This window comes from Chelatococcus sp. YT9, assembly GCF_018398315.1.
In the GTDB taxonomy this organism is placed as follows: domain Bacteria; phylum Pseudomonadota; class Alphaproteobacteria; order Rhizobiales; family Beijerinckiaceae; genus Chelatococcus.
Window position 1 is genome coordinate 829,245 of the sequence record NZ_JAHBRW010000001.1, and the last position, 13,542, is coordinate 842,786.

At 61.9% G+C, this 13,542-nt stretch carries 13 protein-coding genes; 11 read left to right on the forward strand and 2 right to left on the reverse strand.

The features are described 5' to 3' along the window. The first annotated feature begins 4 nt into the window (after window positions 1-4). From dnaJ to grpE, 10 genes are all read left to right on the forward strand, one after another. On the forward strand, window positions 5-1,156 hold the full coding sequence (gene dnaJ / locus KIO76_RS03840; RefSeq protein ID WP_213321546.1) for a molecular chaperone DnaJ: 1,152 nt from the start codon (window positions 5-7) through the stop codon (window positions 1,154-1,156). Between the two features lie 98 nt (window positions 1,157-1,254). Further along, window positions 1,255-1,863, forward strand: a complete 609-nt coding sequence (locus KIO76_RS03845) for a class I SAM-dependent methyltransferase (RefSeq protein ID WP_291976191.1) — start codon at window positions 1,255-1,257, stop codon at window positions 1,861-1,863. A gap of 479 nt (window positions 1,864-2,342) precedes the next feature. Beyond that, window positions 2,343-3,125 (forward strand): hypothetical protein, encoded by a 783-nt coding sequence (locus KIO76_RS03850; protein WP_213321548.1) that lies wholly within the window; start codon window positions 2,343-2,345, stop codon window positions 3,123-3,125. A 299-nt stretch (window positions 3,126-3,424) separates the two neighbouring features. Next, window positions 3,425-4,153 (forward strand): orotidine-5'-phosphate decarboxylase, encoded by a 729-nt coding sequence (pyrF, locus tag KIO76_RS03855; RefSeq protein WP_213321549.1) that lies wholly within the window; start codon window positions 3,425-3,427, stop codon window positions 4,151-4,153. A gap of 10 nt (window positions 4,154-4,163) precedes the next feature. Beyond that, window positions 4,164-4,451: a DUF1330 domain-containing protein gene (locus tag KIO76_RS03860; RefSeq protein ID WP_213321550.1), complete on the forward strand. Its 288-nt coding sequence runs from the start codon at window positions 4,164-4,166 to the stop codon at window positions 4,449-4,451. A 57-nt stretch (window positions 4,452-4,508) separates the two neighbouring features. Next, complete coding sequence (dapB, locus tag KIO76_RS03865; protein ID WP_213321551.1) at window positions 4,509-5,324, forward strand: 4-hydroxy-tetrahydrodipicolinate reductase; 816 nt, start codon at window positions 4,509-4,511, stop codon at window positions 5,322-5,324. Between the two features lie 126 nt (window positions 5,325-5,450). Then, window positions 5,451-6,071: a 2,3-bisphosphoglycerate-dependent phosphoglycerate mutase gene (locus tag KIO76_RS03870; protein WP_213321552.1), complete on the forward strand. Its 621-nt coding sequence runs from the start codon at window positions 5,451-5,453 to the stop codon at window positions 6,069-6,071. Between the two features lie 5 nt (window positions 6,072-6,076). After that, the gene (locus KIO76_RS03875; RefSeq protein WP_502761833.1) at window positions 6,077-6,724 is read left to right on the forward strand and encodes an alpha-ketoglutarate-dependent dioxygenase AlkB family protein; all 648 of its coding nucleotides are present in this window, start codon (window positions 6,077-6,079) and stop codon (window positions 6,722-6,724) included. Window positions 6,725-6,726: 2 nt separating this feature from the next. After that, window positions 6,727-9,564, forward strand: coding sequence for a [protein-PII] uridylyltransferase (locus KIO76_RS03880; RefSeq protein WP_213321553.1), 2,838 nt, complete (start codon window positions 6,727-6,729; stop codon window positions 9,562-9,564). 83 nt (window positions 9,565-9,647) lie between these two features. Further along, window positions 9,648-10,307, forward strand: coding sequence for a nucleotide exchange factor GrpE (gene grpE / locus KIO76_RS03885; protein ID WP_502761872.1), 660 nt, complete (start codon window positions 9,648-9,650; stop codon window positions 10,305-10,307). A gap of 140 nt (window positions 10,308-10,447) precedes the next feature. Here grpE and KIO76_RS03890 read toward each other — a convergent pair whose 3' ends face one another. Beyond that, entirely contained in the window at window positions 10,448-11,416 is a 969-nt protein-coding gene (locus tag KIO76_RS03890) for a hypothetical protein (RefSeq protein WP_213321555.1), read from the reverse strand. Window positions 11,417-11,575: 159 nt separating this feature from the next. Beyond that, window positions 11,576-12,379: an undecaprenyl-diphosphate phosphatase gene (locus KIO76_RS03895; protein WP_213321556.1), complete on the reverse strand. Its 804-nt coding sequence runs from the start codon at window positions 12,377-12,379 to the stop codon at window positions 11,576-11,578. A 464-nt stretch (window positions 12,380-12,843) separates the two neighbouring features. Between KIO76_RS03895 and KIO76_RS03900 the strand changes: the two genes are divergently transcribed. Further along, entirely contained in the window at window positions 12,844-13,536 is a 693-nt protein-coding gene (locus KIO76_RS03900) for a glutathione S-transferase family protein (protein ID WP_213321557.1), read from the forward strand. Window positions 13,537-13,542: the final 6 nt, after the last annotated feature.

Sequence of the window (13,542 nt, forward strand, 5' to 3'; positions counted from 1 at the left end):
AGACGTGGCTAAGCTCGACTACTATGAGGTTCTGGCTGTCGAGCGCGGCTCATCTGATGGGCAGATCAAGGCAGCTTTTCGCAAGCTCGCCATGCAATATCATCCGGATCGCAACCCGGGCGACCACACGGCCGAGGCCAAGTTCAAAGAAATCAACGAAGCCTACGACGTCCTGAAAGACCCGCAGAAGCGGGCCGCCTACGATCGCTTTGGTCATGCGGCCTTCGAGCAGGCGGGGGCTGGAGCCGGACCGGGCTTCGGCAATGATTTTTCCGACTTCATGACCGACATCTTCGATACCTTTTTCGGGGATGCGCGCGGTGGCGGTGGCGGACGAGGCGCACGCTCAGCCAATGGGCGCGAGCGCGGGGCGGATCTCCGCTACAATCTCGAGATCACGCTCGAGGACGCGTTTGCGGGTAAAACCGAAACCATCCGCATACCGACGGCCGCCGCATGCACCACGTGCAGCGGCAGTGGCGCCAAGCCGGGCTCCAAACCGCGGCAATGCTCCACCTGTGGTGGCGCCGGCCGTGTCCGCGCGGCGCAGGGCTTCTTTTCCATCGAGCGCACCTGCCCGGCCTGTCAGGGGCGTGGCGAAGTCATCGACGATCCTTGCCCGGACTGCAACGGCGCCGGCCGAATTACACGGGAGCGCAGCCTCTCGGTCAATATTCCGGCCGGCGTTGAAGACGGCACGCGTATTCGCCTGACTGGCGAGGGCGAGGCCGGCCTGAGGGGCGGACCCGCCGGTGATCTTTATATTTTCTTGTCCATCAAGCCCCATCCGCTATTCCAGCGCGACGGCGCGGACCTCTTTTGCCGGGTGCCGATCTCTATGGTAACCGCGGCCCTCGGCGGGTCGTTCGAGGTGCCGACAGTGGACGGCAAGCAGCACAAAGTAGAGGTGCCCGAGGGCACACAGACGGGCAAGCAGTTCCGCCTGCGGGGTAGGGGCATGCCCATTCTGCGTTCACGCGATACCGGCGACCTGTACATTCAGGTGGTCGTCGAAACGCCACAGAAGCTCACTAAACGTCAGCGTGAGCTCTTGGCGGAGTTCGATCAGGAATCGTCACGTGATACCCATCCCGAAAGCGCGGGATTCTTCTCGCGTGTGAAGGACTTCTTCGAGGGATTGGGCGGGTCCGCGTGAGATCGGGTAAGGCATTCTCTGGACCATCGCACCGAGGTTCCCTAAGAATGTTCAAGTGCTTTAGCGGCATTGGCGCAGCCAGCGAGGATGGTAACCAAGTGTTTCAGCACAGTCTCCGCAACGGCAGCCGCCCGGTCCGCATCGAGGATGAGGCACGCTTCCTGAAATCCTGGGTCGAAAACCCGCTGCGCACCGGGGCCGTGAGCCCATCGGGCCGCCATCTGGCCCGGACCATGGCCTCCTACATCGACTGTGATGTGCCAGGTCCGGTGATCGAGCTGGGTCCCGGGACTGGGCCTGTCACCGAAGCGATCCTCAAGCATGGCCTTCCCGAGGAACGCCTTGTGCTGGTCGAGTTTAATGCCGATTTCTGCAAGCTTCTACGTTTGCGATTTCCGAAGGCGACTGTTGTCCAAGGCGATGCCTATAACCTCGGGCGCACCTTGCAGCCCGTGGTGAAGGAGCCCGCAGCCGCCGTTGTTTCTGGCCTGCCGCTTTTCACCAAGCCCCTATCGATGCGGCGCGCTCTGCTCGACCAAACTTTCGCACTGATGCATAGCGGGGCGCCCTTCATCCAGTTCACCTACGCGACCGTGCCTCCCATTCCCCGCCGCGGCCTCGGCTACACGGCACGGGGGTCGGCGCGTATCTGGTGGAACCTCCCACCGGCGCGTGTGTGGGTTTACCGCTCAGACATCGAGCGGTAGCTAGGCCCCAGCGCATCACGCGCAGCTATCCGGGAATGGTCCTTCACGCGCGAGGGCCGATCTGGCCTGGATGAGCTCAAACTGGCTGCCCAAACCCGTTGATTGATGCGGCTATCTCACGCAATTCAATGCCAAGATGGGGTTTCGTCCAGGCACAGCCGCCACCGTACTATCATGGGTGCTCGATCGCCAACCTTGATGGCGCCTGCCTAGGACAAGCTGATACCATCATTGCGGGCGCCGGCTGAAGATAAAGAGAACTTTCAAAAAAGCACACCCAGCCAAGGACAGATTATCCTCGCTCATAAGTTTTATTCAGCAATACGCGCTTATTGCAGAGACAACATAAATTACACCTCCATAATTGTGAAAGACCTCGCCTTTTACCCCCGTTGAACCATTTTATGCTAGACAGGCGACACGGAGAGGTTAAAATACAACTAATAATTGCTTCATCCAATTTATTGCCGAGCAAAAATATGAAAACTTATATTTGTGCAGCTCATGCGGGTGGGCAGGGAAAGACGACTGTTGCCCAACTCCTTTTCCGGAATATTCTACGTAAGAATTCCAAGTATAATCTGGTCTCGGCTGATTTCGTCGACGATACAGGACGCTCAAAAATCGGAAAGTTCTATCCTGACCAGGTCGATGAGTTGGGGACAGGTGCGCGCCTGATAGCCGCGAAGCTGGAGAACGATCCCAACGCGGCCCTGCGCTATTGGGACAAGTTCGGCACCATTCTGATGCGTGGGAGCGCGGTTATCGACGTTGGCGCCAATGTGGTGTCGCTTCTGAAGCAGTGGGCTCATCACCGCAGCGCTTTCCGCGTGCTGCAAATGTCGAATGCGCCCCCAAGCGAGATCCTTCTCGTCTGTAAGGCGGAGAAACATGCCATAGAAGACGTGGCGGAACTGGTGGGCACGATCGCTGACAACAAGTTCATCCCCTACGAGCATGTCACCGTCGTGCTGAACGAAGTAGGTGGGTCCTTCGGGCGAATCGATGTCAAGAACGTCATCAAGGAGGCCGCGCCCGACGCTTCCGTTCGCTTCGTCTCCCTGCCGCGGTGCACCTCTGAACTTTGGGCGCAGCTGGAACAAACGAATACGCCGATCGATCGCGTGCTCGAGATGTCCGATCGCGAAATCTCGGAAACGTTCAACACAGATATCTGGAGTGCGACAGCCGGGCTCGCTGACCTCAAGTCCTGGGTGGCGAGCGTCGATAAGGAGTGGAAAAACGCCGGCCTCTTTAAATAGGCCAGTTCGCGGAGCGGCTCTGTTTGAAAACAAGGCGATTTCCGTTTGGCCGATGCCGTTGGCGTCGTTCGTTCCGCGGGTCCGATTCGCTTTCCCGGCATGTGCCATTCGCTAGGGGGCGACTCGTGGTCGCTTCCAACGATCTGCCGGATCTCGCCGTGTAGAGCCCAACCCACCCGCCACCAATGAATTCATAAGTCCGCAAACATCCCCGGACGGGTAACTTTATTTTACTTCGACAGACGAACGACCGACGTGTAAACAGCTGGCGCATCCACGCGAACAGGGGAGCGCCAGCCTTGACCACCGCGCCTCAGTCACCGCCCTCTCCGAGGGATCGCCTTATCGTCGCCCTTGATCTGCCGAGCGTCGCGGAAGCGCAGCGTATGGTCGATCAGCTCGGGGACGCGGTTGCCTTCTACAAGGTCGGGCTCGAGCTGGCGTTTGCCGGCGGCCTGGAATTCGCCGCCGCCTTGGCTCGCTCCGGTCGGCAGGTATTTCTGGACCTCAAGCTCCACGATATCCCGACCACGGTCGAACGCGCCACACGCCAGGTCGCCGATCTCGGCGCCACCTTCCTCACCGTCCATGCCTACCCGCAGACACTGGCGGCGGCTGTGCGCGGCCGCGCTGGGCAGTCAGGCGCTGGCGGCCTGAAGATCCTCGGCGTCACGGTGATGACCTCCTATGGCGACGCGGATCTCCTGGAAGCCGGCTATGCGGAAGACGTCGCGGCGACTGTCGAGCGGCGCGCGCGCCAGGCAGAGGCTGCGGGCGCGGATGGTCTGATCATATCGGCCGAGGAGGCCGCGCGCGTCCGGGGGCTCATCGGCCCGCGCCTCCAACTCGTGACCCCAGGCATTCGCCCGGCAGGTTCTCCCGCTCAGGACCAGAAGCGTGTGATGACACCCCGCGACGCGATCCGCGCCGGTGCCGACTATCTGGTCGTCGGGCGCCCGGTGACGGCGGCAGCCGATCCAGCAGCGGCGGCTCGCGCCATCATCGCCGAAATTCAATCAGCCATTTGAGGACAGAACAATGCCCAAGGGTTATGTGATCGCACGCGTTACCGTCACCAATCCCGATGCTTACGCCAATTACGTGGCGCTCGCTTCGGAAGCCATCAAGCTCTATGGCGGTAAGCCCCTGATGCGTGGCGGCCGCTCGGAGGTACTTGAGGGCGAAGGCCGGCCGCGCAACGTCGTCATCGAGTTCGAGTCCTATGATAAGGCTGTCGCCTACTACAACTCACCCGAATACCAGAAGGCCAAGGCGGCCCGCGAGAACGCAGGCATCGCCGACATGATCGCGGTCGAGGGCGTATAAGCCGGCGCGCGACCTCGGGCAGGCCGGCGGCGGTTATCAGGACAAGGAGAACCGGGGATGAGCGAACTTCGCCTCGTCGTTGTTGGGGCAGCCGGCCGCATGGGACGGATGCTTATCAAAACCGTCAGCGAGACCGCAGGCATGCGCCTCTCCGGGGCTATCGAGCGGAGTGGCAGCGAAGCGCTTGGGCAGGATGCGGGTGTGCTTGCCGGTGTCGGCACGCTCGGCATCCCGGTTACCGATGATGCGCTCGCAGCCTTTGCGGCGGCGGACGGCGTGCTGGATTTCACAGTGCCCGCGGCGACCGTGGCCTTCGCCGGGCTCGCGGCACAAGCACGCATCGTTCATGTCGTAGGGACCACCGGTCTCGACGAGGCCGATATCGCCAAGCTCGAGGCGGCGGCGCGCCATGCCGTCATCATTCGTTCGGGGAATATGAGCCTCGGCGTCAATCTCCTGGCGGCCCTGGTCGAGCGCGTTGCCAGGACGCTCGGCGCGGAGTTCGACATCGAAGTGGTGGAAATGCACCACCGCATGAAGGTGGATGCACCGTCAGGCACGGCGCTGATGCTGGGCGAAGCGGCTGCCAAGGGGCGTGGCATCTTGCTGAAGGATCACGCCGACCGTGGCCGCGACGGCATCACCGGCGCCCGGCATGAAGGCGACATCGGCTTCGCCTCGCTGCGCGGCGGCTCCGTGATCGGGGAACACAGCGTGATCTTTGCAGGCGCCGGCGAGCGCATCGAGCTGTCGCACAAGGCTGAGGATCGCAGTCTCTTCGCGCATGGCGCGGTTCGCGCCGCTCTCTGGGGGCATGGCAAGAAGCCCGGCCTCTATTCCATGGCGGACGTTCTCGACATCGCGGCGATCTAGAGAATGCCCGTCGAGGTCCGGTGCACCGGATATTCTCGGCCGCCTCGTTTTATCGCAATTCCGGACGCAAAAGCGCTGCACGCGTCGGCTGGAATTGCTCTCGCGTATCATTGAAGGAGACTTCGCATGGAGCGACTGCTCGTCCTCGTTCGGCATGGCCAGAGCGACTGGAACCTCAAGAACCTGTTCACCGGCTGGAAAGACCCCGACCTGACGGAGCAGGGCGTGCGCGAGGCGGCGGGCGCTGGCCAGCGCCTGAAGGCCCTCGGGCTGAAATTCGATGTCGCCTTCACTTCGGTGCTGACACGCGCGCAACACACCAACAGCCTGATCCTGAAGGAAATTGGCCAGCCCGACCTGCCGACGATCCGCGACCAGGCGCTGAACGAACGCGACTATGGTGACCTCTCCGGTCTCAACAAGGATGACGCCCGCGCCCGTTGGGGTGAGAAGCAAGTTCATATCTGGCGTCGATCCTATGATATCGCACCGCCCGGCGGCGAAAGCCTTAAGGACACGGCCGCCCGCGTTCTGCCTTATTACATCACCGAGATCCTGCCGCGCGTGCTGCGCGGCGAGCGTGTGCTGGTGGCGGCCCACGGCAACAGCCTCCGCGCGCTCGTCATGGTCCTCGATCGGCTGACCCCCGAGACCATCCCGAGTATGGAACTCGCGACGGGCGTGCCCCTGGTCTATCGTCTCAAGGCCGACTCGACCGTCGAGAGCAAAAGGGTGCTGGAGGGGTGACAGGCGTGGGGGGGACAGGCGCTCTTGCCATCCGGGAGGGGGTGACCTACCACCCTGGCTATCTCAACGCGCAGGAACAGGGCGATCTTGTCGCCGCACTACGCGTGATTCTGCAGGAAGCCCCCTTCTTCACCCCCCGTATGCCGCGCACGGGCAAACCCTTTTCCGTACGCATGAGCAATTGCGGCGCGCTTGGCTGGGTCTCCGACGCACGCGGATATCGCTATCAACCCGCCCATCCGGAGACAGCCCGGCCTTGGCCTGCCATGCCGGAGCAGCTGCTTGAAGCGTGGCGGGACCTTGCCCCGGCCTCACCACGACCCGAGGCCTGCCTCATCAACTTCTATGGCACGGGCGCACGGATGGGGCTGCACCAGGATCGGGATGAGGACGATCTTGTGACGCCGGTCGTCTCGCTCTCCCTCGGGGATACCGCCGTGTTTCGCATCGGCGGGACCAACCGGCGCGATCCGACAACCTCCCTGAAACTTGCATCCGGCGACGCGCTCGTCTTCGGCGGTCCCGCGAGGCTCGCCTTCCATGGCATCGATCGGATCCTGGTCGGGTCTTCGACACTGCTCCAGGAACCGCCGTTCGCCGGCGGCCGCATCAATCTCACCCTGCGTCGCGTCCGTGCGACAGCGGAGCCTTAGTCATGGCGCGTGCGCCGGCTGATCCCGTCCAGGCGGCGATTGCCGCTCTCCAGGCCAGTTTTGGCGATGATACCATCGCCTTGCGCAATGGCCTCGTCACTTACCTTAAGGACATTCACGAACGTGGGCTTGTCCATGCCGAAGAGCGTCTCCTTGCCGAGCGGGATGGCTTGGCTTGCGCGCACCGCCTGTCCGCGACCATGGACAGGATCATCGCCATCGCCTTCGGGGTCGTGACGCAGGTTCTGCATCCGCAACCGCAGGCGGCAAACACCTCTAGACCCGCCTCGATACCTTTGTCGACCCTCGCGATCGTCGCGGTGGGGGGATACGGCCGCGGGACGCTGGCGCCCGGGTCTGACGTCGACATCCTCTTCATGATGAGCGCTCCTGCCAAACCGAAGGGCGCGGCGCGATCGCGCGGTGCCCAGACTTCGACTGCGCAGGCAGCCTGGGGAGAGCGGGTGGTCGAAGCCGTGCTCTACGTGCTGTGGGACCTCAAGCTGAAAGTCGGACACGCCACACGTACCGTTGACGAATCCATTCAGGAAGCGACCAACGACCTTACCATCCGCACAGCCATCCTAGAGGCACGCTACCTCGTCGGAGACAAGGGGCTGTTCGACGAGCTGGTTACCCGCTTTGACAAGGAAATCGTCAGCGGCACAGCGCCGGCCTTTGTCGAGGCCAAACTCGCCGAGCGCGACGCTCGGCTGCACCGCGCCGGCACCTCGCGTTACGTGGTGGAGCCCAACGTCAAAGACGGCAAGGGCGGCCTTCGCGACCTCAACACATTGTTCTGGATCGCCAAATACGCCTACCGCGTGCGCGACGCGAAGGAACTCGTCACCGCCGGATTGTTCACCCAGGATGAGTTCGCGCTGTTCCAGCGCTGCGAATCCTTTCTCTGGCGGGTGCGTTGCCACATGCATTTCGTGACTGGGCGCGCGGAAGAGCGCCTGTCGTTCGACCTGCAACCGCCTATTGCGCTTCGCAACGGCTATATCGCCCATGGCGGCCTCTCGGCCGTCGAACGCTTCATGAAGCGCTATTTCCTCACGGCCAAAGATGTCGGCGATCTCACGGCAATCGTCTGCGCAGCCCTGGAGGCTCGCCACGCAAAACCCCGCCCGGTACTCGACCGCTTCGTCAGCCGGCTGCGCAGCCGCCGTAACTACCGCACGCTGGAATCGCGGGACTTCATCCTCGACAATAATCGGATCACCATCGCCAACAACGAGGTGTTCAAGCGCGACCCGATCAACCTCATCAGGCTTTATTGGCTCGCCGACCGACATAGCTATGCCATCCATCCGGATGCCAGCCGCCTGGCGACGCGCTCACTGACGTTGATCGATCGTTCGGTGCGCAATGACCCGGAAGCCAATCGCCTGTTCCTGGACGTGCTAACGTCACACAACGCGCCCGAAGTTGTTCTGCGGCGTATGAACGAATCCGGCGTGCTCGGGCGCTTTATTCCGGAATTCGGACGCATCGTCGCTCTGATGCAGTTCAACATGTACCATCACTACACGGTCGACGAGCATCTCTTGCGGTCCGTCGGCGTGCTCGCCGATATCGATGCCGGGCGGGTCGACGCGGAGCATCCGCTGTCCGGCGAGGTCATCGGCACCATTCAGAACCGGAAGGCGCTTTACGTCGCGGTCTTCCTGCACGACGTGGCCAAGGGCCGCCAGAGCGATCACTCTACCGGTGGCGCCCGCGTCACCCGCAAGCTGGGACCGCGATTCGGCTTGACCCCGGCAGAGACAGAGACGGCAGCCTGGCTCGTCGACAATCACCTCCTCATGTCGATGGTCGCCCAAAGCCGTGACATCAACGATCCGTCGACGATCCGCAGCTTCGCGGGCACCGTTCAAACGATGGAACGGCTCAAGTTGCTCCTGATCCTGACGGTTTGTGACATCAAGGCCGTTGGTCCAGGCGTCTGGAACGGCTGGAAGGGCGAGTTGCTGCGGAGTCTCTACTATGAGACGCAGATCGCCCTGACCGGGGGTCACATCTCGGCAAGTCGCAACGAGCGTGTCAGCGCCGCCCAAGCGGAACTGCGCGAGGCGCTTCCGGACTGGTCCGGCGCGGAATTCGCGGCCTATGCCGCAAGGCATTATGCGCCTTACTGGCTGAAGGTGGATCTTGCCCGCAAGATCCAGCATGCGAAGCTTATCCGACGCGCGGAGGAAACCGGCGAGACGACGGTGACCGCCGTGGAAACCGACGGTTTCCGTGGCGTCACCGAGCTTGTTGCCGCGGCGCCCGATCATCCGCGCCTCCTCGCCATCCTCACCGGCGCCTGCGCGGCGGCCGGTGGCAATATCGTCGACGCCCAGATCTTCACCACGACAGACGGACTCGCGCTCGACACCCTGGTCATCTCGCGCGCCTTCGATCGCGACGATGATGAACTCCGGCGCGGCGAGCGGATCGCGCAGGCCATCAAACGCGCCTTGACAGGGGAAGTCCGCATTGCGGATCTGGTCGCATCGCGCCGCCCGAAGAAGGATCGCAGCCGCACGTTCCACGTTCCGACCGAGGTCATTGTGGACAACAGCCTCTCGGACCGGCACACGGTGCTCGAAATCTCCGGGCTCGACCGCCCGGGGCTGCTCTATGACCTCACGACGGTGCTCAGCCAGCTCAACCTGAACATCGCATCCGCCCATATCGCCACCTACGGCGAGAAGGTGGTGGACGTCTTTTATGTCACCGACCTCACCGGCGCGAAGGTCGACAACACCAATCGGCAGGCTGCCATCCGGCGCGCCATTGAGCGCATCTTTCTGGATGAGGACGCCAACGCCGCTGACAGCAAGGCCGGATAGAGGCCTTGGGCGTTCGACGAACAAAAGCCGGAAGGACGATGCAGACCAGACAAATGCTTGATTTTTGGTCTGTCTGACCTGATATCACGGATGACAAACAATCAACAGCTACGAGAGCCATGACCCAGACGCCGCCCCGCCCCGAGCAGGCTGACGCCGAGAACAACGCCATCGAGAGAGATGACTCGCTCGCGGGCAATGTCCAAGACGAGATCACCGCCGAAGCGGCGGCGATCGCCGAGCTCGAAGCGGAAAAGCACGAGCTGAAGGATAAGCTCCTGCGGACGCTCGCCGAAATGGAAAACCTCCGCCGGCGCACGGAGCGTGAAATTGCTGATGCGCGGGCCTACGGTGTTACAAGCTTCGCGCGCGACATGCTGACGGCCGTCGACAATATCCGTCGCGCGATCGAGATGATTCCCGCGGAAATCCGCGAGCAGAGCGACAACCCAGTCAAACCTTTCCTCGAAGGTATCGAACTGACCGAGCGTGACCTGATCAAGACCCTCGAACGCCACGGCGTGCGTAAGATCGACCCTGTAGACCAGAAATTCGATCCCAATGTGCATCAGGCAATGTTCGAGGTCGAGGATGCGAGCAAGCCCCACGGCACGGTGGTGCAGGTCATCCAGTCGGGCTTCGTAATCGGCGAGCGCGTGCTGCGGCCAGCCATGGTCGGGGTATCGAAAGGTGGCCCGAAGACTGCAGCGGGCAATTCCTCTGAGTCCGGCACCGTCCAATAAGTGGAGGTGCTGCCTGCCCTCTCGCCGGCAGTACTGAGGATCGAACAGATCCTGGTCATCTCCCAGAGAAGGCCGTCGCGGCTGGCCCGCGATGGCCTTTCATTTACGCCGCACCGATTACCCGGCTCCGGTGTCGGCGATCATTCCTTGGCCTTTTCGGGCTTCGGCGCGATGCTATCGCGGATCGTCTCGAAACGCGCCAGCATCTTCTTCTGGTCACGCTCGCGCGCCATGGCGATCAGGCGGATATAGCGCGTCGTGTCGAAACGGATCGCCTGCATCACGAAGACCTTGTCCTTGGTCTCGGAATCCTGGGCCACAGCGGTAATTTCGTGCCACGGCACATTCTTCAGCGTCAGATTGCGCGCGCTCTTGATTTCCGGAGCAACAATGCTCGCCAGACCGTTGAAAGCTTGGCGCGCGAAACGGTCCTGATCGAGCGTACCAGGAATGGCGCCATCCCCAGATGCGACAATGACGATTGGCTGCTCTGCGCCCTTGATGCTGTCCTTGGGCCCCTCGGTCATCAACAAACCAGTGCCGGCCAGGACGCGCGAAACTCGGAAACCAGCCTGTTTACCAAGTGAGAAGGGAAGCGCGGCGATCTGCTCTTCCATCGGCGGCGGCTTGCGGAAGACGAGGCTCTTCAAGGCTGTGCGGACGGTCTCGTCGCTGTAAGCGCTGGAGGTGGCTTCGGGAACCTGAACCGTAACCACTGCCGTGCTGAGCGGCGACGATGCCACGAGAACCCATTTGTTGATGACGTGGGAGCGAGCTTGCTGCCGCGCACTGACGAAGACGGCCTTTGCATCCGCGAGCGTCCAATCCTCCCGCTTGATGCCGGCAAGGCCCTGCTTCTCCATCTCGCCGACCTTCAGACCCTCGACGACACGGGTGAACGCATCCGCCGGAAGCTCGGTCATCAGGATCGCAGACCCGGACGCTTCATCCTCAAATCCCAGGAAATTCTTGGCCTCCCGCATCTCACCGGGCGGCACAAGACCGATATTCAGCCCCGATGGAAATACGGGATCCGCCGCACGGACGGTCGACGCGAAGGCAGCAAGGACAAAGGCAAGAAGCACGGTAACAACCGATTGTCGCATCATTCAGGGTACCCCCTTTTCGTCCTTCCCGCCCGTCGTCTTCCCGCGAAGCGATGGTGTGATGCACGCTCAATATGGCGACAACGCGATTGACGGCGCTCGTCCCGCGCCAACTTTGAGGCGGATCGCGCCGTGGCGCAATGCTCGGCTTTGGTTCACGTTTCAGCCGAAGACGATCAGACCGGCAAGTCCTGCGGCACCGACGATGATGCGCCACCATGCGAACAGCCCGAAGCCGTGGCGGCTGACGTAGTCAAGCAAGGTCCGCACGACGAACAGGCCCGAGAGAAAAGCCATGATGAAGCCGATGGCGACGAGGCCGATGTCATGGGCATCGAGCAGCTTGTAGTTCTTGTAGAGATCGTAGGCGAAGGCCCCCGCCATGGTCGGCATCGCCAGAAAGAAGGAGAATTCCGTCGCCGCGCGCTTGTTGGAGCCCAGCAGCATCGCGCCGACGATCGTGGCGCCGGAGCGCGAGACGCCGGGGATCATCGCAAGGCACTGAAAGAAGCCGATCTTCAACGTCATGCTGAGGGGAAATTCAGAAATGTCGCGATAACGCCCACCGAGCCCGCGCTGGTCCACAACCATCAGGATGAAGCCGCCTACAATAAGGCTGACGCACACGATCCATGGGTTGAAGAGCACCTCCTTGATGAAACTATGGGCGAACGCGCCAATCACCATCGCCGGCAGGAAGGCGACCAGCACGCCGAGCACGAAACGCTGCACGCCCGGATCATAGGGCAGCTTCTTCGCGATGGTGACAAGGCGGTGGAAATACACAGAAACGATGGCGAGGATTGCCCCGAGCTGCACCAGAACCTCGAAGGTTCGCCCCTTCGATTCGAACCCGAGAAAATGGCCGAGAAGCAGAAGATGCCCCGTGGAGGAAACGGGCAGAAACTCTGTCAGACCCTCGACGAGGCCGAGTATGGCCGCCGACACGACATCGTATGTATTCATCGCTGATCCCACGATCCGAGACTGCGCGCTGCCCGCCCCGGAAGCGGGCGAACCGGGCGCTCCAAAGCCTCAAGGACCTGCTGGATCAATTCCCCGCAAGACGTCATTTCACCGCACTGTCAAGGCTAACGCACTCGTGCGATGCCATAATTTCGCTTCATGGGGCGGCTTCATGGCAGGTGGATGACGGAAGCGGTTCGGAATCACGACAGGACCTTGGTCCACGCTCGGATGCGTTGTGGGCCTGCTGTCGTTAGAGAAGCCTTAATGACAACGCTGGAAAGCCCGGCACAGCCGGCAAAACGAGTTGTTTGCCATTTTTCAGGGTTTTATACGGGACATGTTGTGAATGCGAATGCCCTCCACGCCAATTTGCGCAACGGTTTCTCGCGCGATGCGCTATCACGCTGTCGACCTCACTCATCGTTATTGCCGCCCCACCTGCTGATCGCGTGACACACTCAATGGCGACGTTCCACCATTATCCCTTCTGTCCTCAGTCGCGCTTCATCCGTCTCGTTCTCGGCGAGATGGGCATCGCGCCTGCCACGGTTGAGGAAAAGCCCTGGGAGCACAGCCATAGCCTGCTGATGATCAATCCAGCGGGGAACCTTCCCATTTTTGTCGAGGAGCAGGGCCTGGCGGTTCCCGGCGCCGCCGTCATCGCCGAGTATCTCGACGAAACGCGTGGTCTTGGTCTCGATGGCCGGCGCCTCCTGCCGGATCATCCGGCCGACCGCGTCGAGGTACGTCGCCTGATGGACTGGTTCCTCGTGAAGTTTTACGAGGAAGTCTCGGCCTATCTCGTCACCGAGAAGATCTACAAGCGCTTCATGAAGGCGGAACTCGGCGGCGGCCCGCCGGATATGGGTGCGATTCGCGCAGGCCGTAGCAATGTGCGCTACCACCTGCAATATATTGGCTTCCTGATCGGCAAGAGGAATTGGCTCGCCGGACCGGATCTGACCTATGCGGATCTCGCGGCCGCGGCTCACCTGTCCTGTGTCGACTATCTCGGCGATGTGCCGTGGGAAGAGGATGAAACCGCAAAGGCATGGTACGCGCGCGTCAAATCGAGGCCATCGTTCCGCGCTCTATTGACGGACCGGGTGCCGGGCATGGCGCCGGCAGCCCACTACGAGGATCTCGACTTCTAGAGGCTC

Excerpts from the sequence above, each read along its gene's own strand:
- KIO76_RS03870 (WP_213321552.1), top strand. The coding sequence starts at position 5,451 with ATGGAGCGACTGCTCGTCCTCGTTCGGCATGGCCAGAGCGACTGGAAC.
- KIO76_RS03850 (WP_213321548.1), top strand. The coding sequence starts at position 2,343 with ATGAAAACTTATATTTGTGCAGCTCATGCGGGTGGGCAGGGAAAGACG.
- KIO76_RS03890 (WP_213321555.1), bottom strand. The coding sequence starts at position 11,416 with ATGATGCGACAATCGGTTGTTACCGTGCTTCTTGCCTTTGTCCTTGCT.
- KIO76_RS03860 (WP_213321550.1), top strand. The coding sequence starts at position 4,164 with ATGCCCAAGGGTTATGTGATCGCACGCGTTACCGTCACCAATCCCGAT.
- KIO76_RS03900 (WP_213321557.1), top strand. The coding sequence starts at position 12,844 with ATGGCGACGTTCCACCATTATCCCTTCTGTCCTCAGTCGCGCTTCATC.
- KIO76_RS03895 (WP_213321556.1), bottom strand. The coding sequence starts at position 12,379 with ATGAATACATACGATGTCGTGTCGGCGGCCATACTCGGCCTCGTCGAG.
- dapB (WP_213321551.1), top strand. The coding sequence starts at position 4,509 with ATGAGCGAACTTCGCCTCGTCGTTGTTGGGGCAGCCGGCCGCATGGGA.
- KIO76_RS03880 (WP_213321553.1), top strand. The coding sequence starts at position 6,727 with ATGGCGCGTGCGCCGGCTGATCCCGTCCAGGCGGCGATTGCCGCTCTC.